This window comes from Fructobacillus parabroussonetiae (assembly GCF_018437265.1).
Classification (GTDB): domain Bacteria; phylum Bacillota; class Bacilli; order Lactobacillales; family Lactobacillaceae; genus Fructobacillus; species Fructobacillus parabroussonetiae.
Genome location: NZ_JAAMFL010000006.1, coordinates 44,917 through 68,194, shown reverse-complemented (window position 1 = coordinate 68,194; position 23,278 = coordinate 44,917). Strand labels below are relative to the sequence as shown.

Genomic DNA, 23,278 nt, shown 5'->3' with positions numbered 1-23,278 from the left:
GTTCGTCATGGCAGCTTTAGATTTTAATGGAAAAAAAGTATTGGTTCTTGGCTGGGCCAAGTCCGGTCGGGCAGCAGCAAAACGCTTGCTTGCGCTCGGTGCCAAAGTCATCGTGGCCAATCGCGATGCCATTGTAGATGATCAAGATGTTCGTGAATTGAAAGAGGCCGGCGTCGTCTTTATTGAAAACGATCAAGCTGAAGCGCTCGCAGCAGATAGCGATTACTTGGTTAAAAACCCGGGCATTTTCTATAACCATCCAATTGTTGAAAAGGCCGAATCTCTGGGTGTCCCCGTCTTGACCGAAGTCGCCGTGGCACTCTCGACCTTTACTGGACGGTTGATTGTCGTGACCGGCTCAAATGGTAAAACGACCACGACTTCGCTACTCGGCGCCATGCTCCAACATGATCCCAAGCAGGGCAAAGTCGTGATTGCCGGTAACATCGGAACACCGGTTTGTGAAGTCATCGGCGACTTGGGTTCAAAGGACACCTTGGTCTTGGAGCTATCGACTTTCCAATTGGTGGGAATTCCGGAAATCCAAGCGGATATCGCTGTGATTACCAATATTTTTGCTAACCATTTGGACTTCCACCACAACCGGGACAACTACGTGGCGGCAAAGGAACGCGTGGCCATTCACCAACGACCTGACCAAACCCTGATTTTGAATGGAACCGGGAAGGATACAGCAGCCATTAAGGCGCTGTCAAAGGCTCGGGTTCACACCTTTGATCCCGATAACCAACAGGCCTTCGCCCATGAAAATGCTGGTAATTTGGTGCTCGATGGTAAGGTTTTGATGCCCTTTGATGAAGTGAAATTGGTCGGCCGTCCAAATTTGGAAAACGCCTTGGCTGCAACGGCTGCCGCAACGGTTGCGGGTTGCAGTCTGGAAGCCATGAAGGAAGTGCTAACGACTTTTGCGGGGGTTAAGCACCGCTTGGAGTACTTGTTCAAGGAAGATGGCGTCATTTACTACAATGATTCCAAGGCCACGGACATCGAGGCCACTCAGGCCGCACTATCGGCCTTCAAGGAGCCAACGATTCTTCTGGCAGGGGGCTTGGACCGTGGCGATGATTTGAATCGCTTGGTACCCGATTTGAAAAACGTGATTCAGGTGATTGCCTTTGGCCAAACGACCGATAAGGTGGTGGCCATGGCAAAGGCAGCTAATCTGCCTGTGACTGTCGTTGAAAACGTCGAAGAGGCGGCGCCACTGGCCGTTCAAATGGCCAAGCCAGGCGAGGTGGTCTTACTGTCACCGGCGGCAGCTTCTTGGGATCAGTATCCCAACTTTGAGATTCGTGGTGACAAATACGTTGCCGCATTGAAAAAAGCTTTAGGAAAGAAGGATTAATCCATGAAAGTCATGCTCTCTGGTGGCGGCACTGGCGGCCACATTTACCCGGCGCTCGCTTTAGCAGACATCATTAAGGAAAAGGAAGACGATGCGGAATTTCTCTACGTTGGTTCCTTCCGTGGTGTTGAAAAAAACATTGTTCCAAAGACGGGCATGCCCTTCAAACAATTGCACGTACAGGGTTTTAAGCGCTCACTTTCAATGGATAACGTCAAGACCGTTTGGCTGTTCTTAAAGGCGGTTAAGCAGGCCAAAAAGATGATCCGCGACTTTCAACCAGACGTCGTGGTTGGCACGGGTGGCTACGTGTCAGGAGCTGTTTTAAAGGCGGCCCAGAAATTACACGTGCCAACTGTGATTCATGAACAAAACTCTGTGGCTGGCGTGACGAACAAATTCTTGGCGAAAAACGCGACGAAGATTGGGATTGCCTTTCCCGATGCCCAGGCTTTCTTCCCGAAGGAAAAAACCGAATTGATTGGGAATCCTCGAGCACAAGAAGTGGCCAAGATGCAATCAGACTTTTCATGGACAACCTACGGCTTGTCCGATGATAAGAAGACGCTGTTGATTTTTGGTGGTTCCCAGGGAGCACCAGCGATTAACTTGGCGACTTTGGCAGCCATTCCGGCCTTTAATGAACGCGACTACCAGGTGGTCCTTGTCGCAGGACCAAAGCGAATTGATCACTTTATGGACTTGTTGAAAGAGCAGGGCAAGACCTTGTCAGACCATGTCAAAGTCCTGCCTTACATCGAAAACATGCCGGCGGTTATGCAAAAGGCAACGGTCCTCGTTTCCCGTGCCGGTGCAACGTCGATTGCGGAATTAACAGCCCTTGGCTTACCTGCGATCTTGGTGCCATCGCCCTTTGTGACGGGTGATCACCAAAGCAAGAACGCCAAGTCTTTGGTTGATGCTGGTGCGGCTTTGGCCATTAAGGAACCGGATCTTGATGGTAACAGCTTGGTTAAAGCCGCCGATGCCCTTCTTCAAAACGATGCTCAGGCAGCAGCGATGAAGGGACAGTCCAAGCAGGTCGGCATTACGGATGCGGGCGATCGATTCTATGCATTGATTAAAAGCGTTATCAAGAACTAGGAGTACATCGTGCAAGAAGAGCTGACAAGATTCACAACAGATCGAGTCAAAACCAGTGCCTGGTGGGCCCTGGCTTTTTTTGCTGTCTTCGCAATTCTCATGTTCTGCTGGCAGCCCTGGCAAAAAATCACCACGGTTTCGGTTGATTCCGGAAACATTCCAACGGAAACGATTGAAAAGCAGCTGGGCATCAAAGAGGGTGCTTACCGTTATCAAGTGGTTTTGCAGGAAGCTTTTCTAGCTAACAAGTTAAAGCAGAAAAACAGCAAGGTGTCAGAAACGACTTTGCAGCTTTCGGGGAAGCGGCTAAACGTGCAGGTTTCAGAAAAGATTAACGCTGGCTTTATTCAAGAAAACGGTCGTTGGTATCAGCTTGATTCGAATGGGAACCGCCGCCAGGTTAAGGAGCCAGACGGTCGCGGGCCGGTTTATCAAGGTTTTAAATCTGAGAGCCGGATAAAGGCCGTCGCTCGCGCGGTTTCCTCCCTTGACAAAGTCATTCGTCAAGACATTGGAGAAATTCGTTTTGCACCAGACAGTAACAACGATAGTAAGCTGATTTTAGTCATGAGCGACGGTAATACCGTTTATGCCAGTCAGAAGACAATGGCTGAAAAGATGCGTTACTATGCAGGAATCGCGCAATCGATGACGCAAAACGGTGTCATTGACTTACAAATCGGTTCCTATTCCTATAGCTATGTTCGTAGATAAAATTCCTTGAGAAATTCCTTGGAAAGCCTACCGGACAGGTTTCCAATATGTTAAGATTATTTTTAGGTTTAGTTTAAAATTTTTAATTAAAAGGGGATACAGCATGGCCCAAGACGGCGTGATAGTTGGATTAGATATCGGCACAACCATGGTAAAAGTGGTTGTTGCTCAAAATAACGGTGGTCGATTCAACGTCATTGCTACGGGTTCGGCCGCCGGCGCTGGGTTGAAGCGGGGTGTCATTGTTGACATTAACCAAACGGCCGAAGCGATTAAACAGGCGATTTCCCAGGCTTCCTCTAAGGCCAACGTGGCCATTGAAGAAGTAGTGGTGGGCTTGCCCGCCAACCAGGTTAGCATCCAAAAGGTGTCTGGTTTAGTTTCAATCGAAAATCAAAATAAGCAAATTACCGGTCAAGACGTTGTCAATGTCACGACACAGGCCTTGAATTCCCTGTCACTGGCAGAGGAAACGCCGGTCGAATTCCTGCCTTCGCAATTTATTGTGGATGGCTTTGATGGCATTAAGGACCCAACGGATATGATTGGGGTTCGTCTCGAAGTACAAGGCTTGGTTTACCTGGCACCAAACAAGGTGGTTGATGGCATTAAGACGGCTGTTAAAAAAGCTGGCTTATCCATTGCTGCCATGGACTTGGCGCCTATGGCCTTAGCACCTGCTTTTCTGTCAGATGCTGAACAAAACTTCGGTGCCATTCTGATTGATTTGGCTGGTGGCCAGTCGACGGCTTCTGTCATTCATGATCACAAAGTGAAGTATATGACGGTTGACTACGAAGGTGGCCTATCCGTTACAAAAGATATTTCAACGGTTTTGAGTATTTCACAGGACGAAGCGGAAGCGGTTAAGGTGAAGTATGGTTCTGCTGATGCGAACCAAGCTTCTGCTGATCAAATCTTTTACGTGGATGCCGTTGGCTTGAGCGAAAAGAAGCCCGTCGATGAACGTTACTTAGCCGAAATCATGGAAGCCCGTTTCGATCAGATCTTTGATCGACTTGACCAGCAGCTCGATAGTGTTGGGGCCGATGATTTGCCGGGTGGATACATCATCACCGGTGGTTCGGCGGCAACACCTGGCTTGCTTGCAAAGGCGCAGGCGCACTTTGGTGAAAACGTCCAAGTAGCGCGCCCTAACCAAATTGGCTTACGCCATCCAAGTTTTGCCCGGGCATTGGCTTTTGCTTCATTTGAAGCCTTTCAATCAGACTTACAAAAGTTAATTAAGGCCGTTTTGATGGGCAAGCAAAACTATCAAGCACCCGAGGCTGAGACTTATCATCAAGCAGATAAGCAGGCAAAAGTCATTCAGACAACAGAGGATGAAGACGACTTTTACATGGATGATGAAGCGCCAAAAGAAGGCCTTTTCAAGAGGATGAAGACTTCTTTGACCTCATTATTTGCAGAAACAAACGACGAAGACTAACCATTCCAAAGGAGTATTTTCATGGACTTTACAATCGACGAAACGCAGGCATCAACCGGCGCGGTAATTAAGGTCATCGGTGTTGGTGGTGGTGGATCAAACGCCATTAACCACATGATTGAAGATGATATCCAAGGTGTGGACTTCATCGTTGCCAACACGGACGTTCAAGCTTTGGACAAGTCCGCTGCAAAAGAAAAGATTCAAATCGGTCCTAAGCTGACCGGTGGTCTGGGCGCTGGGTCTAACCCCGAACGTGGGGCAAAGGCCGCAGAAGAATCACAAGAAGCCATTGAAGAAGCCTTAAAGGGTGCTGATATGGTGATTATCACAGCCGGCATGGGTGGTGGAACCGGAAACGGTGCCGCCCCTGTTGTGGCTAAGATTGCAAAGGACATGGGTGCCTTGACGGTTGCCGTCGTTACCCGTCCCTTCGCCTGGGAAGGACCAAAGCGTTCAAAGTATGCAACCGAAGGGTTGCAGGCTTTGTCTGAACAAGTTGATTCCTTGGTTGTCATTACAAACGAACGTTTGAAGGACCAAATCGACTTGAAGTTGCCAATCATTGAAGCCTTTAAGGTTGTTGATGACGTGGTTGCCCAAGGTGTTCGTGGTATCTCCGAATTGATTACGAACCCTGGCTTCATCAACTTGGACTTTGCCGATGTTAAGACGGTGATGGAAGATGCCGGTCCTGCCTTGATGGGCGTTGGAACCGCAACGGGTGAATCACGAGCTGTCGATGCCACTCGTTCAGCCATCTCATCACCATTGCTTGAAGTTGATATGACGGGTGCTTCTGAAGTGCTCTTGAACGTAACGGGTGGGGCTGACCTTTCGGTTTTCGAAGCACAGTCTGCTGCCGACGTTATCAACCAAGAAGCTGGTCGCGATGTGAACGTTGTCTTTGGAACGTCCGTTGATATGGATATGAATGATGCCATTCGTGTCACGGTTATTGCAACGGGCCTAGAAGATGGCAAGAAACGTCCGGCTGCTAAGGCGACGACGGCTAAGACTGAAAAGCCAGCCCCTTCGGCGCAAGCCGAAGGAACAAACGACCAGGCCGGTCTTTTCTCCCGTTCAGCAGCGGATGGTGCGGAGGGCGTTGATACCAAAAACGATCCTTTCGCTGATTGGGACATTACGACCAAGCAACAGCCAAAGCAAGATGAAAAGCAATTTGACGGTGTGCAAAAGCAAGCCTTTGATCCCGTTGAACCAATTAACCAAAACATTGATCTTGACCTTTCGTCGGAAGATGACGATCAGCCACCTTTCTTTAAGAAGCGCTAAGAAGGAGTAATTCATGGCTTTCGATAAAATTAAAACCTTGTTTTCTGGTGATGATGATTACTACGAAGACGAATATGAAGAAGTGCAAGAAGAAGCACCCGCAGCTCAGCAAGAAAAGCCTAAGAAATCAATGGCCGCCGTTAAAAAGCAGCCAAAGAACACGGTGAATGCGACGCAGACTGCCCCAGCTGATGCTCGAATCGCACTCTTTGAGCCAAAGGTTTATGCTGATTCACGCGCCATTGCTTCTCAAGTAATTGAGGGTGATGCGGTCATCGTGAACTTTTCACAGTTAGAAGAAGACCCTGCTCGCCGTATTCTGGACTACATTGGTGGTGCGGTATACGCCGTTGACGGCTCGATGGAACGAATTGGTGAGAAGATTTTCTTGTTAACACCTTCGACTTATGAAGTCGCTGGGTCAATGAGCGAAAACTTAGATAACCAATCACGGTACTAATATGATTTTGCTGATGCTTTTCGTCATCTTGCGCTATGTCATTCAGATTTATTCCTTTGCGCTGGTGATTTACATTCTAATGTCTTGGCTACCTGGCCTTTACCATACCTGGTTTGGCCGTGAGCTTGGAAAGATTATTGAACCCTATCTTGGGCTCTTTTCTTTTATTAAACCGCTCGGCTTCTTAGATTTACGACCTTTGATTGCTTTATTGGTACTTCAGGGATTGGAGGACTATGTTCTGCCAATGCTGATGGGACTGGTTTTGTAAAATGGTTGATAATCAAGCAGCGGGGCAGCATTTTGCAGAAGAAGAACGTCCCTTTGTCGCGCAAGCATTGGACTGGATTGAAACGGCGGGAAGTGACTATCGAATGGTCCTCACGCACTTTTTGAATCCACGAGAGCGACACATTTTAAGTCTTTTGCTAGGTGATCGAACGGATATTTTCTTTCAGGCAGATGGTTTGTTTGATCGATCCGAGAAGGCCCGCGTGTTGATTTTTCCTGAATTTATGGAAGTTGTTGCCAGCGACTTTGACATGGCGCTTTTAGAAATTTCTTTTGCTAAGAAATTTGTACAACTTCGCCATAAAGATCTGCTTGGCGCCTTCTTGTCTGCTGGCATTGATCGTGCAACCTTTGGTGATATTGTGATTGACGAAGCCAAGGGACGTGCTCAAGTAGCGGTTGAACGTCGTTACCTACGGTTTATTCGTCAAGAAATTGGCCAAATTGGCAAGGTGTCGACGGACTGGCAAGAACGATCACCTGACCAGGCGTTTATAAAAGAAGAGGAGGGAGAAGAGGTTTTCCTTCTGCTGCCTTCTTTACGCCTAGACGCTGCAATTGCGAGTGCTTTTAACCTTTCGCGAACCGAAGCAAAAACGCTCATTGATAGCGGTTTGGTTGCAGTCAATTGGTCGAAAAGTACGACGGCGGATCGAAGCATTCGCTTAAAAGATGTGATTTCTGTTCGAAAGCAAGGACGAATTTCCCTTCAAAGCTTGGCAGGACACAGTAAAAGGGATAAAATAAAGGCAGTTTTTCAAATCATTCACCGTTGAATAGAATGAGGGAGAGAGGACGAAACGATGGCATTAACACCAGATGAAATTTTGAACCACGAATTTACTCGAAAGGGTTCACGTGCATACGTGGCTCGCGAGGTTGATTCTTTCTTGGACGAAGTCAATAACGATTACCGTGCCTTGATTGCCGATTACGAAGCTTTGCAAAAGAAGAGTCGTCAGCAACAAGAACAGATTGACGAGTTAGAAGGTCAAAAGAACCAGGTGAACGAATCAATTATGTTTGCTCAATCAGCAGCATCTCGCTTGCGTTCTGAAACGGAAGAAGAAGTTAAATCACAACTTGAAAAGGCACAGCAAGAAGCCAAGGAAATTGTGGATAACGCTCGTACGAAGGCCGAAGCAGAGGCAACACGTTTGGCCAAAGAAAACGTTGACTTGGTTGACGAACAAAACCGTTTGCGTGCTCGTGTTAATGACTTTAAGCAGTCCTTCCTTTCTTTGTTGGACGATCAAAAGGCGCTTTTGCAAGAAGACAAGTTGTCTGAAGCGGTGGAGGCCTTGCCAGCATCGATGCTTTCACAAAAGGTGTTGGATGATGGCCACGTGGCTGATGAAGAAGAGGCCGTTGATTTGCCAACTGACTTGAAAGAGATTCCGGACTTTGCCAAGGGACCGATTGAAAAAAAGGCCGATGACAAAGCAGCGGATTCCGATCAGCCGGCTAGTAAAGTCAATGAGGATACGGAAAAGCCAGCTGACCCAACGGTTGTTGTCTTTCCAGAATCAGAAGAAAAATAAGTAATTGAACGTAAGACGCGTTTCATTCTTGATATTGTAAGCGAGCCATGTACGGTGTGAGATGGCCAATCCCTCAAGAAGGAAATATCACTGACGTTTTCCCAGCGCTGAATGTAATAGGCGATGGCGAAGGGCAGCCCGTTAAAGCTGTATCGAAGCACTGGCTGTGCCAGTGGAAGAATAGGTGGTACCACGTTCATTCGTCCTGTTTACCCTTTGGGGTAAACGGGACTTTTTTATTATTATTGTTTAACCAGAGGAGAATGCCCATGAAGTATAAAGATACCCTAAACCTTGGAAAGACCGCTTTCCCAATGCGTGGTTCACTACCAAAGACGGAGCCAGAACGTGAAAAAGTCTGGTTTGAAGAAGACCTCTATGGCCAGCGCCTGGCTCAAAACGAGCAAAAGCCACACTTCAACCTGCACGATGGCCCTCCATACGCGAATGGAAACATTCACCTTGGCCACGCCTTGAATAAAATCACCAAGGACATCATCGTTCGCTACAAGAACATGTCTGGTTTCTACGCACCCTACGTACCCGGCTGGGATACGCACGGTCTGCCAATCGAACAACAGTTGACTAAGGCCGGTCATGACCGTAAGGCCATGCCAAAGGCGGAATGGCGAAACTTGGCCAAGGACTTTGCCTTGGAACAAGTGGCCAAGCAAAAGAAGGATTTCAAGCGACTCGGTGTCTTGGCTGACTGGGACCACCCTTACATTACTTTGCAACCGGAATTCGAAGCCGCTCAACTGCGTGTCTTCGGTGATATGGCCAAGAAGGGCTACATCTTTAAGGGTGCCAAGCCTGTTTACTGGTCATGGTCATCCGAATCTGCCTTGGCCGAAGCCGAAATCGAATACCACGACTTGAAGTCAATGTCACTCTTCTATGCCAACCAAGTCAAGGATGGCAAGGGTGTCTTGGATAACGATACCTACCTCGTGGTTTGGACGACGACGCCGTTTACGGTGACCGCTTCCCGTGGTGTGACGGTCGGACCTGACTTTGACTACGTTGTTGTGAAGCCTGCTGGCCAAGACAAGAAGTACGTGGTGGCCAAGGACTTGCTCGAAACGGTAGCACCAAAGTTTGATTGGGAAGACTACGAAGTCTTAGAAGAGCACAAGGGTGATGAATTTGAAAACATCACGGCTTACCACCCATGGGACAAGGACGTCGCCGAGGTGGTCATGGTTGGTGATCACGTGACCCTTGATTCCGGAACTGGTTTGGTCCACACGGCCCCTGGTTTTGGTGAAGACGATTACAATGTTTCCAAGCCATACGGCTTGGAAGTGGCCGTCACGGTTGATGAAAAGGGAATGATGACCAAGTCAGCCGGACCTGACTTTGAAGGCCGCTTCTACGATGACGTCACTGGAACGGTAATTACGAAGTTGCAGGACGCTGGTCTCTTCCTGGCAAAGGAAAGCATCACCCACTCCTACCCATTTGACTGGCGGACGAAAAAGCCAATCATCTGGCGTGCCGTACCACAGTGGTTTGCGTCAATTGACAATTTCCGTCAAGACATCTTGGACCAGTTGGACAAAGTCAACTTCTACCCAGCATGGGGTCAAAAGCGTTTGCACAACATGATTGCCGGTCGTGGTGACTGGGTCATCTCCCGTCAGCGTGTTTGGGGTGTGCCACTGCCAATCTTCTACGCTGAAGATGGCGAAGCCATCTTGGATGCTGACGTGATTGAACACGTTGCCCAATTGGTTGAAAAGCATGGATCAAACGTCTGGTTTGAAAAGGATGCCAAGGACCTCTTGCCTGAAGGTTACACGAACGTCCACTCACCAAACGGTATCTTCAAGAAGGAAGAGGACATCATGGATGTCTGGTTCGACTCCGGTTCATCATGGAACGGGGTTTTGCGTCAACGTCCAAACCTGGACTTCCCGGCCGACCTTTACCTGGAAGGTTCCGACCAGTACCGTGGTTGGTTTAACTCATCCTTGATTACTTCCGTGGCCGTGACTGGGCAGGCACCATACAAGAACTTGCTTTCGCAAGGATTTACTTTGGATGGTAAGGGCAACAAGATGTCCAAGTCCTTGGGAAACACCATTTCACCAGCCGAGGTTGGCGACAAATTAGGTGTTGAAATCCTTCGCTTGTGGACGATTTCCGTCGATACTTCCCAGGATATGCCAGTTTCACAAGAGATTTTGAAACAAGTGGCGGACTCCTACCGTAAAATCCGTAACACGATGCGCTTCCTTTTGGCTAACACGTCGGACTTTGACTATCAAAAGGATGCCGTACCGTTTGAAAAGCGTGCAGCACACGACCAATATGCAACGGTTGTCTTAAACGACCTGGTGAAGGGCTTGGAAGATGCCTACGAATACTACCGCTTTAACGACGTCTTCTCAAAGTTGATTAACTTTATCAACGTTGATTTGTCCGCCTTCTACCTGGATGTGGCCAAGGATGTGGTTTATGTGGAGGCACCGGATTCGGCGCTTCGCCGTTCCATGCAAACGGTCTTTTACGAAACGGTTCAGGCATTGACGAAGTTGATTTTGCCAGTTTTGCCACACACTGCAGAAGAGATCTGGTCATATTTGCCAGACGATTCGACGAAGTTTGCCTACCTGCAAGAAATGCCAGAAGTTTTGGACTTGCCAGGTGCTGCAGACATTAAGGCAAAGTGGGCAGGAATTTTTGCCATCCGTTCGGCAGCCAACAAGGCAATTGAAGCAGCCCGTGCCAATGATTTGATTGGAAAGAACGCCGAAGCTGCCATGACGCTCTACCTTTCAGACGAACAGTTGAAGACGATCGATGACTTGCACCTGGACTTGCGCTTGCTGCTCATGGTTTCCCAACTCGACTTGCAAAAGTCGGCGGCTGCAGCAGCTGATGTCCCAAGCTTCGATGGCCTTCAGATTCAAGTTGACAAGGCGCGTGGTGCGCTGTCACCCCGTGACCGCCGTTACCATGAAGACTTGGGTGAGGATACTGCCTTCCCTGAATTGGCAGCTTACGAGGCAAAGATTGTCCGTGAGTACTATCCGGAAGCACTTTCAGAAGGATTTGAAAAGTAACAGTTGACCCGACTTTTACCGAGATAAAATCAAAATTAAAAGCATGTCAAGTAAATATACTTGACATGCTTTTTGATATCTGGCATACTATAACTTGTAAAGAAATACGGAGGAAATTACTTATGGCAGTTAAAATTCGTTTGAAGCGCATGGGTGCTAAGAAGCGTCCTTTCTATCGTGTGGTTATCGCGGACTCACGTTCACCTCGTGACGGTCGTTTTATCGAAACGGTTGGAACTTATAACCCAATCACGGTACCAGCTGAAGTGAAGTTGGATGAAGAAAAAATCATGGGCTGGTTGCAAAACGGTGCACAACCATCTGACACGGTTCGTAACTTGTTGTCAAAGGCCGGTATCATGACGAAGTACGCCGAAACAAAGGCCGGCAAGAAGCCAGCTGCTAAGAAGGCCGCTAAGCCAGCCAAGAAGGCTGCTAAGCCAGCCAAGAAGGCTGCTGCAAAGCCTGCAGCTAAGAAGGAAGCCGCTGCTTCATCTTCAAAGCCAACGACAAAGAACACGGTTGCTGAAATCAAGGCATACTTGGACGCAGCTGGAACGAAGTACCCATCATCAGCTAAGAAGGCTGACTTGTTGGACTTGGTTTAATCAATGTCTAAAAAACTACCCTCGGGTGGTTTTTTTATTTTTCCCGCCTTTTCCAGTTGGATCAGTCCTGATTAGCCGGGAGGCCTTGTAAAATATTTGCTATAATAGACGGTATGGAAACAGTAAATTATTTTAAAATTGGAACCATTGTGAATACCCATGGGATTCGTGGTGAATTGAAGGTGAAGGCGATTACCGACTTTGCCGAAGAGCGCTTTGCCAAGGGAGCAACGGTCTATCGTTTGGTCGATGGCAAGTATTTGCCTGAAAAAATTGCCAAGGCGCGCATGCATAAAGGCATGTGGTTGCTAACCTTTGATGGCGTGACCAATATTAACGAAGTGGAAGTCTATAAGGGGCAGGAACTCTACGTCTCAGAAGCGGATCGTGACGAGTTGGCTGATGGGGAGTATTACTACTCTGACATCGTTGGTTGTACCGTAAAAGATTTGGAAGGTCAGGCGATTGGCCGTGTAAAGGAAATCATGGAAACCGGCGCCAATGATGTTTGGGTTGTCAAACGCCCAGCCGGACCAGATGCCTTGATTCCAGTTATTGAAGATGTTGTTAAAGACGTGAACGTTTCGGAACAAACCATTGTCATCGATGTGTTGGAAGGGTTGTTAGACTAATGAAAATCGATGTATTGTCCCTTTTCCCGAAGATGTTTGCGCCCATGCAAGAGTCGATTATTGGAAAGGCCATTGAGCGTGGGTCCTTATCCTTTAACGTGACCGACTTTCGTGATTACACGACCAACAAGCACAACAACGTGGATGATTATCCTTTTGGTGGGGGCGCCGGCATGTTGTTAACCGCGCAGCCAATCTTTGATGCCATTGCCGCCATTAAAGAAAAAGATGCCGCCGGTTCCGCCGGGCACGTCGTTTTATTAGACCCCGCCGGTAAAAAATTTGATCATCAAGACGCTGAACGTTTAGCTTCCTATGATCACCTGACCTTTGTTTGTGGCCATTATGAGGGCTACGATGAACGAATCAAGACTTTGGTTGATGAAGAAATCTCTCTTGGCGACTATGTCTTGACTGGCGGTGAGCTTGGCGCCATGGTGATGATTGATGCAACGGTTCGCTTTTTGCCCGATGTTTTGGGCAACGCGGAATCGGCAACGGGTGATTCCTTCCAAGACGGATTATTGGAATATCCGCAATACACCCGTCCCGCTGACTTTCGTGGGATGGTTGTCCCGGAAGTGCTCACCTCAGGAAATCATCAAAAGATTGCCGAATGGCGCTTAAAAGAATCATTGAAGAAGACCTACTTGCGTCGTCCCGACTTATTGGAGGGACGTTCCTTTACAAAGGAAGAGCGAGACCTCTTAGATGATATCAAAACCGAGTTGAACGAAGAGTAGTTCACTCAATTCGAGGTAAAATCGATGGAATTAGAATTTTTAGGGACCGGTTCCGGTCAACCATCAAAATTCCGCAATGTCGCAAGCATTGCCCTCCGTTTGCTGGACGAGCGAAACGCTGTCTGGCTTTTCGACGTGGGGGAAGCAACGCAACACCAAATTTTAAAAACGACGATTCGGCCTCGAAAGATTGAAAAGATCTTTATTTCACATCTTCACGGTGACCATATTTTCGGGCTTCCTGGCTTGCTTTCTTCGCGCTCCTTCCAAGGTGCTGATAAGAATGAACCGTTGACAATCTATGGGCCAAAGGGCGTGAAGAGCTTTATTACAACAGCCCTACGCGTATCGGAAACCCATCTTTCTTATCCAATCCACTACGTAGAAATTGAAGAGGGAACGATTTTTGAGGATGAAACCTTCAAAGTCGTTGCAGCACCATTGCGTCATCGAATGGCGGCCTGGGGCTTCCGAGTGGAAGAAAAACCACACGCCGGCGAACTGCTGATCGACAAAGTCCGGGCGGATAAGATTCCGTCAGGACCTGTATACGGTCGTTTAAAGGCAGGGGAAACCGTGATCCTAGACGATGGCCGTACGGTGAATGGCCAGGATTACCTGGGACCCGCACAACCAGGTCGCGTGATAACCATCATCTTTGACACGATGCCTGCCGATTCCGAACTTTTCTTGGCAGAAGGTGCCGACGTCTTAGTTCACGAAGCAACCTATGGCATGTCCAAGGATGAAGGAAAGATGGCTCGTGCCCACGGGCACTCAACTTCTCGTGATGCAGCGAACCTTGCCCAAAAGGCTGGCGTTAAGAAGCTAGTGCTAACCCATGTTTCGGCACGGTACATTGGCCCACTCTTACAAAAGTTTATTTCTGACGTTCACAAACTATTCGCAAACACGTATGTTGCTCGCGACTTGGACGTGGTCGACGTCCCATTTGAAAAGGAGCAGCATGAGTAGAAAGTGGCAAGTAATGGCACAGCCTGACGCTGCCGCCAGTCAGCGTCTTCAAAATGACTTGGGCCTTGGCCCTGTCACGGCTGGCTTTTTAGTTCAAAAGGGCCTCAAAACGGTCAAGGAGGCACAGGCCTTCTTGAATCCCTCCTTTGAACAGTTACACGATCCAGCCGACTTTTACCAAATGACAGAAGCGGTGGAACGGATTCAAGAGGCCGTTTTTTCAGGAGAGACAATTCTCGTCTATGGTGATTATGATGTCGATGGCTTAACCTCGACCACCATCATGACCGAGGCGCTGCTTTCTCTGGGCGCTGATGTCCACCCATATGTGCCCAACCGTTTTACAGACGGCTATGGACCGAACCAGGCGACCTATGCGCGTTTGATTGATGAAACTGGGGCAACACTCATTATCACGGTCGACAACGGGGTTTCTGGAAAAGCGGCCATCGACTGGGCAAAGGCTCAGGGAGTCGACGTCGTGGTGACGGATCACCATGCGCTGCCCGACGAATTACCCGATGCCGTTGCGGTGATTCACCCACGGCATCCAGAAGGGCACTATCCCTTTGGCGACCTATCCGGTGCTGGTGTCGCTTTCAAAGTCGCACAGGCCGTCTTACAGGATGGCATGCCGGCCGAAAGTCTGACGGACCTGCCAACCGAATTCTTTGACCTGGTGGCAATGGGGGCGATTGCCGATGTTGTGTCACTGACGGATGAAAACCGCGCCTTTGTGACTTGGGGCTTGAAAGAGATTGAGACGAACCCCCGTCCTGGCCTCCAAGCATTGCTTAAGTCGGCCAAGCAGCCAAAGGATGCCGCCGTGTTATCTGAGACTGTCGGCTTTAAAATTGCGCCGCGTTTAAACGCGATTGGCCGTTTAGGGGATGCTAGTCTCGGCCTGGACTTGTTAAAAACAAAGGACGAGGAAGAAGCCAAGTCCTTGGCAAAGCAAATCGAAGAATTAAACAACCAGCGTCGGGAATTGGCCGATCGGGTCTTCGATGAGGCAAAGGAACAGGCGCTGTCAGCTGAAATGGCTGCGGCTCCCGTTTTGCTGATTGCTGGTGAAGATTGGCATCAGGGAATTCTTGGTATTGTCGCTGCCCGACTGACGGCTGTTGTCGCCAAGCCGGTGGTGGTCATGACACACGTGGATGGCCTGTATAAGGGCTCGGGTCGTTCCTATGGCGACTTTGACCTGCATGCCTTCATGGCGGACTTTCAAGAGGATTATGAGTCCTTTGGTGGCCATGCCGGGGCTTTGGGAATTGCCATTGCCGAAGAAAAGCTTGATCAGGTACGCGCCGAGCTGCGTGAGGCTGGTGGAAAGCTCGCCTTTGAAGAAGCGCCCCTGGCCGTTAATTTGGTCATGGATCCAGCGATGTTGACCAAGGACTTTTATGATCAGCTGGCGGTCTTGGAACCATTTGGTGAGGGCAATGCCCAACCGGTTGTTGGATTAAAGGATGTGCCGTTAAACGAAGCTAAGGCGCTAGGTTCGGAAAAGAAGCACTTAAAGTTGCTCTTTAATGGTGGGCGTGGTCCTGTTGAGGCTTTGGCCTTTAACCAACCCGAACTGGTTCTGGCAGCTGAAGGAAGCAAACAGGCGACGATGGCCGGAACAGTCGGTGTCAATCACTTTGCTGGCCGGACACGGTTGCAGCTGATGCTCGAGGATGTTTCCTTTGCAAAGAAGCAAGCAACAGCGGCCTCTGCTACCTTTAAACGGTCCAAGCAGGACTTTGCCAATTTGTACAAATACTTGTATAAAGAACAAGAACGGGCAATTGTTTCCGATTTGCCGGCAGTCTTGATTGAACTGTCAATCGACGAAACAGAATTTAAATTAATGATCCAGGTCTTTTTGGATCTTGGCTTTGTTAAAATGGAGGATGGACACGTCCGTTGCCTGCAGCAAAAACAAAAGCGGGCTTTGGACGAGTCGATCACCTATCGACGGTATTTTGCCGGTTAACCGGTTTGAGGAAAAATAATGACTAAAATTGATTTACATGATTACGTTGCTTCCGTGGAGAACTATCCTGAAGAAGGCGTGACCTTCCGTGATATTTCGCCTTTGATGGGAAATGGCGCGGCTTATCGCGATGCCATTGACCAAATTAAGGACTTTGCCAAGGATTTGGACGTCGATTTGATTGCGGGTCCTGAATCCCGTGGCTTCATCGTTGGCTCGCCTTTGGCTTATACGATGGGCGTTGGCTTTGTTCCCGCTCGAAAAGTCGGAAAGCTTCCCCGTAAGGCCGTGTCGGCTTCCTACACCCTGGAATACGGTGGTGTGAACGAATTGGAAATCCATGAGGATGCGATTCAGCCAGGACAACGTGTCTTGATTGTGGATGATTTGTTGGCGACGGGCGGTACGATTAACGCGACCCGTCAGATCATCGAGAAGCTTGGTGGCGTTGTGGCCGGTGTGGCCTTTATCATTGAGCTAGAAGCTTTGCACGGCCGTGAAAAGATCATGCAGGCTGGCGAAGTGCCATTCTTGGCATTGATGGAATACTAAGAAGCAAAGTAGGAAGTAAGAAGGGCAATTAATGGCCGATCTCTGGACAATCATTGTTACGCTAAACACGATTTTGGCTGTTTTAACAGTCTTTCGTGAACCACGTGATATCGCGGCAACTTGGGCCTGGATTCTACTGCTGATTTTTTTGCCTGTCTTCGGCTTTGTGCTCTATTCCTTTGCCGGTCGAAAGCTGCCGGCTAAACGGCTCTTTGCCTTTCAAGGGCAGGACGCATCAGCCATTGATCAAAAGATTCAGCAACGTATCAAAGCCGCACCGGGTTCAACCAACAACGAGCGTGTTGCAGAACTGCCACGGTCGGCCCGCTCATTGGTCACGATGTTTCAACGGATTAATCAAACGCCTTTGGCTAGTAATAATGAAGTCCAGGTATTGACGTCGGGCCGGGACTTTTTCGAACGGTTGAAACGTAGTTTGAGACAGGCCGAGGAAAGTATCAACCTGGAGTTTTACACCTTTTACTCGGATGATTTGGGACACGAAATCCTTGATCTCTTAGTCGAACGTGCCCAGGCCGGTGTCGAGGTTCATGTCCTCTACGATTCACTTGGATCAGCGGGGACGACGGCCCGTTTCTTTGCACCATTAAGAGCCGCTGGCGGTCACGCGGCGCCATTTTTGAAACGGCGCTTTAACTTGATTAACTTCCAGCTGAACTTTCGTGATCACCGCAAAATTGTGGTGGTGGATGGCCGTGTGGGCTATGTTGGCGGCTTTAATATTGGGGATCAGTACCTTGGCCGTAAAAAGAAATTCGGTCACTGGCGCGATACGCATTTAAAAATCCAGGGGTCTGCCGTCTATGATCTACAAGAGCACTTTCTCTTGGATTGGAACGCCTCGGTCCTAAAGGCACCGATGGATGTGACGGCCGATCGCTACTTCCCAGCGCTGTCCGATCAGCCAGCGGGCCGAACGGATTTGCAAATTGTGACGTCCGGTCCGGATTCGGATGACGAACAAATTAAGATGGGCTACATTCGCTTGATTCAGTTGGCTAAAAAGCGTTGCTGGATTCAAACCCCTTATTTGATTCCGGATGATTCGACAATTGACGCCTTGCGAATTGCTGCGAATTCGGGCGTGGATGTTCGCATCATGGTGCCCTGCATGCCGGATCATATGTTTGTTTATCGGGCGACCCAGTACTTTGCCTCTCAGTTGGTAAAGGACGGCATTAAGATTTATTATTATCAAAACGGTTTTTTGCACGCCAAAACAATGGTCGTAGACGACCAATTGGCTTCCGTTGGATCCGCAAACTTTGACTTTCGCTCGTTTAAGCTGAATTTTGAAGTGAACGCTTTCTTGTATGACCAATCCGTCACGGAACAACTGGCGGCGACTTATGAAAAAGATATCGAACAGTCGAGCCTTCAAAGCGAAGAAAGCTTCCGTCGGCAGAGTCGTTGGTTACGATTTAAACAGGTGGCTTCCCGTTTGCTGGCGCCAATTCTATAAAAAAAGAGCCCCATCGTGCTCGAAAGCCTCAATTTTAGCTTTCTGATCACAATCGGCTCTTTTTTGTTTGCCCGTTACTTGGCCAAGTAGATGGCGTCTTGATAGGCATCAAAGGCTTGGTAGTGCCCGTTGAGTGTTGACGGCTGGCTGAGTTTGGCTGATGACCAAAACGCTTGGGAATTCGTGTCGCCGTCTTTTTCGCCAATGACTAGCAAATCAAATGGTCGTTGGCTTTTTCGCAGTTCGCAAAGAATTTGCCAGTCGCTTTCATCACCGTTTGGCGCCCAGGCCAGGATAAAGACGGGAAGGCTGGAATTCGGTTCTTCTTTCGCTTGGGCAATGGCCCTTTGCACGGTTTTCAGCGCTGCTTCTTCTTTGACCGGTGTCCAAGGGGTGGGGCGCTCGTTATCCTGTCCCTGCCAGTCGAGTGTATCGGTGGCGCTGGCCTGGATTCCCCGCTTCAATAGGGCGGCCGTTAGTAGGGCGTTACCGGCCATTAGTTCGATGACGGGGCGGCCCGCAATAAAGTTTTCGAGATCGTCGATCAATTGTTCGTTTGGTAAAAACCAGATGCCAAAGTCGGCGATTAGACTTTGCCGTAAGTCGCCAAAGGCTTCGTCTAAGGGAAGCAAAGCGGGATCACGTTCCAGCTTTTTTTGACTATAAAGCAATTTTGGTAGGGCGACTTTTGGCAAGCGTTGTTGTTTTAGGTCAGCAAGGCAGGTTGAAACGGCTTGGATTTTTTCGAGAATGACCGGACGGTCCTTGTAACGTGTTGTCAGTGAGTCCAAAACCGATTGATTGAGCATCTTTTCTTCCCTTGTTATTGATTCGAAACGCCCCTCTGGTAAAGTAGAGGGAGAACCTTTCTAGGAGTAGTATAGCATGGTGGCATTTCATCTAACAGGGTCCTCCTGGGATCCTAAACTAGCGGCTTTTCTGCCCGCTGATTATCAAAATGAGGCGGAACGTTTTTTGGATCGGACATACAAAGAAGCTGTCCCAACTTATCCGCTTCGTAACCGAGTCTTTGCGGCCTACCAAGAAACGCCCATTGAACAAGTCAAAGTCGTGCTGATTGGCCAAGACCCCTACCATCAACCGGGCCAGGCGCAGGGCTTATCTTTTTCTGTTCCAGACGGCATGAAAACGCCCCCATCCCTACGTAATATTTTAAAAGAAGTAGCAGATGATGAGGGGCAGACTCGATCGCACCAGGACCTTAGCTCCTGGGCAAAACAAGGTGTTTTGCTTTTAAACGCCGTCTTAACGGTCAAAGAGGGACAAGCCAATGCCCATCAAGGTCAAATTTGGGAAAGGTTGACGGATGCAACGATTCAGGTGGCTTCCGCTGATCCTCGTCCAAAAGTCTTTATCTTATGGGGTAGTTTTGCTCAAAAGAAGGCAAAGCTCATTGATCAAAGTCGGCACTTAATCATTCAATCTCCCCATCCAAGCCCGTTGTCGGCCTACCGAGGATTTTTTGGTTCCAAACCCTTTTCAAGAACCAATCAATTCTTAAAAAAGGCTTCACTTTCACCAATAAACTGGCTGGAATAAGACGAATCCAAGCGGACTTTGCTATAATTTAAATTGAAGAAAGACGGAAGAGGAGCGTGTGTAATGGCACTTTTTGACGAATTAAAAGAAAAGATTCAAGATGACCAAATTTCTTTGGTTTTCCCAGAAGGAGAAGACCCTCGAATTCAGGGCGCAGTGCTTCGTTTGGCTGACGAGGGCCTGGTGAAACCGATTCTTTTGGGTGATTTAACAACCATTCAAGAAAATGCCGAAGCCGCTGGCTTTGATCTGTCACCAATCCAGGTGATTGATCCTAAAACACTGGCAGCTGCCGAAAAGTCCGCCATGGTTGCGGCATTGGTGGAACGTCGAAACGGCAAAACCGATCAGGAAACAGCTGAAAAATGGCTCCAAGACGTCAACTATTTTGGAACGATGATGGTGCAAATGGGCCAGGCTGACGGGATGGTTTCGGGCGCTGTTCACCCAACGGGTGACACGGTTCGTCCGGCTTTGCAATTGATTAAGACAGCGCCAGGGTCGAAGCGAATTTCGGGTGCCTTCTTCTTGCAAAAGGGTGATCAGCGCTATGTATTTGCAGACTGTGCAATTAACATTGAACTCGATGCTGAAACCATGGCACAGGTGGCCATTCAATCGGCGGAAACGGCGAAGGCCTTTGGTGTCGATCCAAAGATTGCCATGCTTTCATTCTCAACGAAGGGGTCAGCCAAGGGCGAGATGGTCGATAAGGTCATCGAAGCAACGAAGTTGGCAAAGGAACTCGCCCCTGAATTGGCGGACCAGATCGATGGGGAACTGCAATTCGATGCCGCTCTCGTACCATCCGTTGGAAAGGCGAAAGCCGCTGGTTCAACCGTCGCCGGTCAGGCCAACGTCTTTGTCTTTCCTAGTTTGGAAGCTGGAAACATTGGCTATAAGATTGCCCAACGTTTGGGCGATTTTGAAGCAATGGGACCCATTCTACAAGGTTTAGCTAAGCCAGTTTCCGATCTTTCACGCGGTTGTTCCGAAGAAGACGTTTACAAAGTCGCCATCATTACCGCTATTCAAGTTCAAAACGCGCGGTAAGCTTTGAAAAACCAACGGTCACATGATTGACTGCTTGCTTAGTCTATTGCGATTGAAATCGAAGGGAGAGGGGTTCGGATGAATTTTTTCTTGAATAAGGGGATGGGCCATGGAAACTCCGGTGTGGAGCATGCCCAATTCTACCGACTAACTGCCTTTTCCCATATCGACGAACCAGCTAAATTGGTCTTTTCAGATCTTTTGCCAAAATTACATGAGCATACCAAGGAATGGGCAATACCGGAACAGGCGGTTTTAAATTTATATGATTATTTGATGGCCGATGACCCGGACGACTATTTGGAAAACGGCTTGCATCATGAAGACGTTGTGCCCTACGAGCAAACGGCGGTCAAGGACTTTACGAAGACGGACCGGGTCGTGGTGGAGCAGGCAACGGCTGGTTATCTGATCAAGCGGATGAAAGAAAAAATCTGGCAGGAAGAAAAACAGCTCTATCTGGTTTCTGATGCGCAGGTTGTCTTGATGCGTGGGCAACGGCGACTTTCTTGGTCCTATCGTCAGGTGGATAATCGGCGGGAGATGACCAGTATTTTGCTGGAAAATTTTAACGGTCAGTCCCATTATTTTCAGAATTTTTATGCCTTGTTAGCCTTTTTTCTAAAGCGGGTCCAAGCCTTCTTCGGTCCAAGTGCCTACTTTTTTGATCGTGGCTTGGATTACGACGAATACTTCGTTTCGCAAAAGAATCGACAAGACAATGACCGACTCATCGCGATGATTCATGCTGATCATCGCCTTTCCCGTGAGGGCAAGCGGCTGGTCTTTAACCAGTTTTATCAATACGTTGCCAACCACTTGGCGGCTTATGATGCCGTTGTGGTGGCAACAAAACGGCAACAAAACGTCCTGCGAGCTGATTTTGATCAGTTGGGCTATGACCGAGCGGCTTTGAATAAAGTCCGAGTCGTTCCGGTTGGCTTTGTTAATGAAGGGACTTCTGTGAAGAAGAGCCAAGGTCAACGGCCAGACGAAAAGCTCCAACTAGTGACCGCTTCACGACTGCATCCAGAAAAGCATCTTGATCAGTTGATTTTAACTGTGGCGGCTTTGAAGCGGGCTGGTTTGGCCAGTGCGTTAACGATTTATGGCAGTGGTCAGGAAAAAGAGAAACTGCAGCAGCTCATTGATGAGCAGGGCTTAAAACAGGATGTTCATCTCGCTGGGCTCTCGCAAAACCTGGCAGAGGATTTTGCAAAAGCCGATCTCTACCTCTCGGCTTCTTATTCTGAAGGCTTTGGTCTGACTTATCTCGAAGCCCTTTCGCAGGGGTTGCCCATTGTGTCATACAAAAATGAGTATGGCGCGCAAGAATTGATTTCAGATGGTCAAAATGGTGCGCTCGTTGACTTTCAACCTCGTGATGCCGCATTGAATGAAAACGTGGCGGGAATGGTCCAAGGGGTATTGCGTGTTCAAGCGTTCTTACCCGCTTTAAGAGAAGGGGCCTATCAGACGGCACAACGCTATCGTCTTGACACGGTTGCCCTTGCCTGGAAACGTGTATTGGAGGACCTTCATGACAATTGAACTGATTACTTCCTTCGATCAGCGTGCCGATCCAGCCGTGAATTGGCAAATTGAGCAGGTGCGGCGTGGAAAGGCTGACTTTTTGTATCTCTTTCAGCCACATGAAGACGCCAAAGCGATTTGTCAACAACTTGGCTTAGCCCTTGATCGGGTTTTTGATATGGCAAGCCAGCGGTTTCTATCGGAATGGCCTGATGGGGAGGGGCTCTTCCTGTTTGATCTGGCCGTTCCTAACCAGGGACAAATTAATCTCTCTGAAGAAGGGCTGGTGACCCTCTCTTCTGCTGGGCAACGGATTGCCGATGTGATTTTGTTTGCGGATAGCTACTACTTGGTGCAGGCGATTTCTTGGCTAGACCAGGATCAAGCAATTAGTCGAAAAGATATTTATCTGCGGACAGGGCAGCTTTTTGCCAAACAGTACTTTAATCGCGGGCAATTACTTCAATCCGACTTTTACTTTGGGGATGCGGCCGCCAGCCGTTCGGATTTTTATTTTGAAAAAAGGCGAAACTATGCGCTGGTAAATGGTCAAGGCTATCCTAGCTATGAGGCAGCCGAGCAGGACCTTTTGGCTTCCTTACAAGACGATCAAGAGGTCGAGATTACCTCAGCGGGTAGTCTGGCAACCATTGCCAAACAGTCGGTTTTGGCCTTGCCTCAAGGCCTTTTTGATGAAAATGGTGCTTTAGCACCTGAAATTGAAACGATTATACAAAATCCGGGTCATCCGGTAAAAGTCGTTAAAGTTGGTCATGCGGCGATGAAACGTGCCAAGGCGCTTGGCCTACCGATGGATAAATTAAGAGAAACCGATTTGGATGCGTGATGCACAGTCGGTTTCAGCGTG

At 48.7% G+C, this 23,278-nt stretch carries 22 protein-coding genes; 21 read left to right on the top strand and 1 reads right to left on the bottom strand.

Features of this window, described 5'->3' with window-relative positions; genetic code table 11:
• Nucleotides 1-7: 7 nt before the first annotated feature.
• The 17 genes from murD (at nucleotide 8) to cls (ending at nucleotide 18,264) form a co-directional block, all read left to right on the top strand.
• A complete protein-coding gene (gene murD, locus G6R30_RS03930) occupies nucleotides 8-1,366 on the top strand; it encodes a UDP-N-acetylmuramoyl-L-alanine--D-glutamate ligase (RefSeq protein ID WP_213821673.1) in 1,359 nt (452 codons plus the stop codon).
• A 3-nt stretch (nucleotides 1,367-1,369) separates the two neighbouring features.
• On the top strand, nucleotides 1,370-2,470 hold the full coding sequence (gene murG / locus G6R30_RS03925; RefSeq protein WP_213821671.1) for an undecaprenyldiphospho-muramoylpentapeptide beta-N-acetylglucosaminyltransferase: 1,101 nt from the start codon (nucleotides 1,370-1,372) through the stop codon (nucleotides 2,468-2,470).
• 9 nt (nucleotides 2,471-2,479) lie between these two features.
• Nucleotides 2,480-3,184 (top strand): cell division protein FtsQ/DivIB, encoded by a 705-nt coding sequence (locus tag G6R30_RS03920; protein WP_213821669.1) that lies wholly within the window; start codon nucleotides 2,480-2,482, stop codon nucleotides 3,182-3,184.
• A 103-nt stretch (nucleotides 3,185-3,287) separates the two neighbouring features.
• Complete coding sequence (ftsA, locus tag G6R30_RS03915; protein ID WP_213821667.1) at nucleotides 3,288-4,634, top strand: cell division protein FtsA; 1,347 nt, start codon at nucleotides 3,288-3,290, stop codon at nucleotides 4,632-4,634.
• Nucleotides 4,635-4,655: 21 nt separating this feature from the next.
• Nucleotides 4,656-5,930: a cell division protein FtsZ gene (gene ftsZ, locus G6R30_RS03910; RefSeq protein ID WP_213821665.1), complete on the top strand. Its 1,275-nt coding sequence runs from the start codon at nucleotides 4,656-4,658 to the stop codon at nucleotides 5,928-5,930.
• Nucleotides 5,931-5,943: 13 nt separating this feature from the next.
• Nucleotides 5,944-6,390: a cell division protein SepF gene (locus G6R30_RS03905; protein ID WP_213821663.1), complete on the top strand. Its 447-nt coding sequence runs from the start codon at nucleotides 5,944-5,946 to the stop codon at nucleotides 6,388-6,390.
• A gap of 1 nt (nucleotide 6,391) precedes the next feature.
• Nucleotides 6,392-6,661: a YggT family protein gene (locus G6R30_RS03900; RefSeq protein ID WP_238476787.1), complete on the top strand. Its 270-nt coding sequence runs from the start codon at nucleotides 6,392-6,394 to the stop codon at nucleotides 6,659-6,661.
• Between the two features lies 1 nt (nucleotide 6,662).
• Entirely contained in the window at nucleotides 6,663-7,457 is a 795-nt protein-coding gene (locus tag G6R30_RS03895; protein ID WP_213821661.1) for a YlmH family RNA-binding protein, read from the top strand.
• A 27-nt stretch (nucleotides 7,458-7,484) separates the two neighbouring features.
• Nucleotides 7,485-8,222 carry a DivIVA domain-containing protein gene (locus tag G6R30_RS03890; RefSeq protein WP_213821659.1) on the top strand — a complete coding sequence of 246 codons (738 nt, stop codon included), beginning with the start codon at nucleotides 7,485-7,487 and terminating at the stop codon, nucleotides 8,220-8,222.
• 269 nt (nucleotides 8,223-8,491) lie between these two features.
• Nucleotides 8,492-11,290 carry an isoleucine--tRNA ligase gene (ileS, locus tag G6R30_RS03885; protein WP_213821657.1) on the top strand — a complete coding sequence of 933 codons (2,799 nt, stop codon included), beginning with the start codon at nucleotides 8,492-8,494 and terminating at the stop codon, nucleotides 11,288-11,290.
• 122 nt (nucleotides 11,291-11,412) lie between these two features.
• Nucleotides 11,413-11,898, top strand: coding sequence for a 30S ribosomal protein S16 (rpsP, locus tag G6R30_RS03880; RefSeq protein ID WP_213821654.1), 486 nt, complete (start codon nucleotides 11,413-11,415; stop codon nucleotides 11,896-11,898).
• 113 nt (nucleotides 11,899-12,011) lie between these two features.
• Nucleotides 12,012-12,530 carry a ribosome maturation factor RimM gene (rimM, locus tag G6R30_RS03875; RefSeq protein ID WP_213821652.1) on the top strand — a complete coding sequence of 173 codons (519 nt, stop codon included), beginning with the start codon at nucleotides 12,012-12,014 and terminating at the stop codon, nucleotides 12,528-12,530.
• The gene (gene trmD / locus G6R30_RS03870; RefSeq protein WP_213821650.1) at nucleotides 12,530-13,273 is read left to right on the top strand and encodes a tRNA (guanosine(37)-N1)-methyltransferase TrmD; all 744 of its coding nucleotides are present in this window, start codon (nucleotides 12,530-12,532) and stop codon (nucleotides 13,271-13,273) included. The genes rimM and trmD overlap by 1 nt, the downstream gene beginning before the upstream one ends.
• Nucleotides 13,274-13,297: 24 nt before the next feature.
• Nucleotides 13,298-14,248: a ribonuclease Z gene (gene rnz / locus G6R30_RS03865; protein ID WP_213821648.1), complete on the top strand. Its 951-nt coding sequence runs from the start codon at nucleotides 13,298-13,300 to the stop codon at nucleotides 14,246-14,248.
• Nucleotides 14,241-16,229: a single-stranded-DNA-specific exonuclease RecJ gene (gene recJ, locus G6R30_RS03860; protein WP_213821646.1), complete on the top strand. Its 1,989-nt coding sequence runs from the start codon at nucleotides 14,241-14,243 to the stop codon at nucleotides 16,227-16,229. The genes rnz and recJ overlap by 8 nt, the downstream gene beginning before the upstream one ends.
• Nucleotides 16,230-16,247: 18 nt before the next feature.
• A complete protein-coding gene (locus G6R30_RS03855) occupies nucleotides 16,248-16,781 on the top strand; it encodes an adenine phosphoribosyltransferase (RefSeq protein WP_213821644.1) in 534 nt (177 codons plus the stop codon).
• Between the two features lie 31 nt (nucleotides 16,782-16,812).
• Nucleotides 16,813-18,264, top strand: coding sequence for a cardiolipin synthase (gene cls, locus G6R30_RS03850; RefSeq protein ID WP_213821642.1), 1,452 nt, complete (start codon nucleotides 16,813-16,815; stop codon nucleotides 18,262-18,264).
• Between the two features lie 74 nt (nucleotides 18,265-18,338).
• Here the strand turns inward: cls and G6R30_RS03845 are convergent, their stop codons facing one another.
• Nucleotides 18,339-19,073, bottom strand: coding sequence for an SAM-dependent methyltransferase (locus G6R30_RS03845; RefSeq protein WP_213821640.1), 735 nt, complete (start codon nucleotides 19,071-19,073; stop codon nucleotides 18,339-18,341).
• Nucleotides 19,074-19,149: 76 nt separating this feature from the next.
• On the opposite strand from G6R30_RS03845, the gene G6R30_RS03840 reads away from it, so the two are divergent.
• From G6R30_RS03840 to G6R30_RS03825, 4 genes are all read left to right on the top strand, one after another.
• A complete protein-coding gene (locus G6R30_RS03840) occupies nucleotides 19,150-19,824 on the top strand; it encodes a uracil-DNA glycosylase (protein ID WP_213821638.1) in 675 nt (224 codons plus the stop codon).
• Between the two features lie 63 nt (nucleotides 19,825-19,887).
• Nucleotides 19,888-20,877 carry a phosphate acetyltransferase gene (gene pta / locus G6R30_RS03835; RefSeq protein ID WP_213821636.1) on the top strand — a complete coding sequence of 330 codons (990 nt, stop codon included), beginning with the start codon at nucleotides 19,888-19,890 and terminating at the stop codon, nucleotides 20,875-20,877.
• Nucleotides 20,878-20,955: 78 nt separating this feature from the next.
• The gene (locus G6R30_RS03830) at nucleotides 20,956-22,428 is read left to right on the top strand and encodes a glycosyltransferase (protein WP_213821634.1); all 1,473 of its coding nucleotides are present in this window, start codon (nucleotides 20,956-20,958) and stop codon (nucleotides 22,426-22,428) included.
• Nucleotides 22,418-23,257 (top strand): hypothetical protein, encoded by an 840-nt coding sequence (locus G6R30_RS03825; protein ID WP_213821632.1) that lies wholly within the window; start codon nucleotides 22,418-22,420, stop codon nucleotides 23,255-23,257. Before G6R30_RS03830 ends, G6R30_RS03825 begins: the two co-directional genes overlap by 11 nt.
• The last annotated feature ends 21 nt before the right edge of the window (nucleotides 23,258-23,278 follow it).

Coding starts and splice junctions, on each gene's coding strand:
- murD (WP_213821673.1), top strand. CDS start 8: ATGGCAGCTTTAGATTTTAATGGAAAAAAAGTATTGGTTCTTGGCTGG.
- murG (WP_213821671.1), top strand. CDS start 1,370: ATGAAAGTCATGCTCTCTGGTGGCGGCACTGGCGGCCACATTTACCCG.
- ftsA (WP_213821667.1), top strand. CDS start 3,288: ATGGCCCAAGACGGCGTGATAGTTGGATTAGATATCGGCACAACCATG.
- ftsZ (WP_213821665.1), top strand. CDS start 4,656: ATGGACTTTACAATCGACGAAACGCAGGCATCAACCGGCGCGGTAATT.
- G6R30_RS03905 (WP_213821663.1), top strand. CDS start 5,944: ATGGCTTTCGATAAAATTAAAACCTTGTTTTCTGGTGATGATGATTAC.
- G6R30_RS03900 (WP_238476787.1), top strand. CDS start 6,392: ATGATTTTGCTGATGCTTTTCGTCATCTTGCGCTATGTCATTCAGATT.
- G6R30_RS03895 (WP_213821661.1), top strand. CDS start 6,663: ATGGTTGATAATCAAGCAGCGGGGCAGCATTTTGCAGAAGAAGAACGT.
- G6R30_RS03890 (WP_213821659.1), top strand. CDS start 7,485: ATGGCATTAACACCAGATGAAATTTTGAACCACGAATTTACTCGAAAG.
- ileS (WP_213821657.1), top strand. CDS start 8,492: ATGAAGTATAAAGATACCCTAAACCTTGGAAAGACCGCTTTCCCAATG.
- rpsP (WP_213821654.1), top strand. CDS start 11,413: ATGGCAGTTAAAATTCGTTTGAAGCGCATGGGTGCTAAGAAGCGTCCT.
- rimM (WP_213821652.1), top strand. CDS start 12,012: ATGGAAACAGTAAATTATTTTAAAATTGGAACCATTGTGAATACCCAT.
- trmD (WP_213821650.1), top strand. CDS start 12,530: ATGAAAATCGATGTATTGTCCCTTTTCCCGAAGATGTTTGCGCCCATG.
- rnz (WP_213821648.1), top strand. CDS start 13,298: ATGGAATTAGAATTTTTAGGGACCGGTTCCGGTCAACCATCAAAATTC.
- recJ (WP_213821646.1), top strand. CDS start 14,241: ATGAGTAGAAAGTGGCAAGTAATGGCACAGCCTGACGCTGCCGCCAGT.
- G6R30_RS03855 (WP_213821644.1), top strand. CDS start 16,248: ATGACTAAAATTGATTTACATGATTACGTTGCTTCCGTGGAGAACTAT.
- cls (WP_213821642.1), top strand. CDS start 16,813: ATGGCCGATCTCTGGACAATCATTGTTACGCTAAACACGATTTTGGCT.
- G6R30_RS03845 (WP_213821640.1), bottom strand. CDS start 19,073: ATGCTCAATCAATCGGTTTTGGACTCACTGACAACACGTTACAAGGAC.
- G6R30_RS03840 (WP_213821638.1), top strand. CDS start 19,150: ATGGTGGCATTTCATCTAACAGGGTCCTCCTGGGATCCTAAACTAGCG.
- pta (WP_213821636.1), top strand. CDS start 19,888: ATGGCACTTTTTGACGAATTAAAAGAAAAGATTCAAGATGACCAAATT.
- G6R30_RS03830 (WP_213821634.1), top strand. CDS start 20,956: ATGAATTTTTTCTTGAATAAGGGGATGGGCCATGGAAACTCCGGTGTG.
- G6R30_RS03825 (WP_213821632.1), top strand. CDS start 22,418: ATGACAATTGAACTGATTACTTCCTTCGATCAGCGTGCCGATCCAGCC.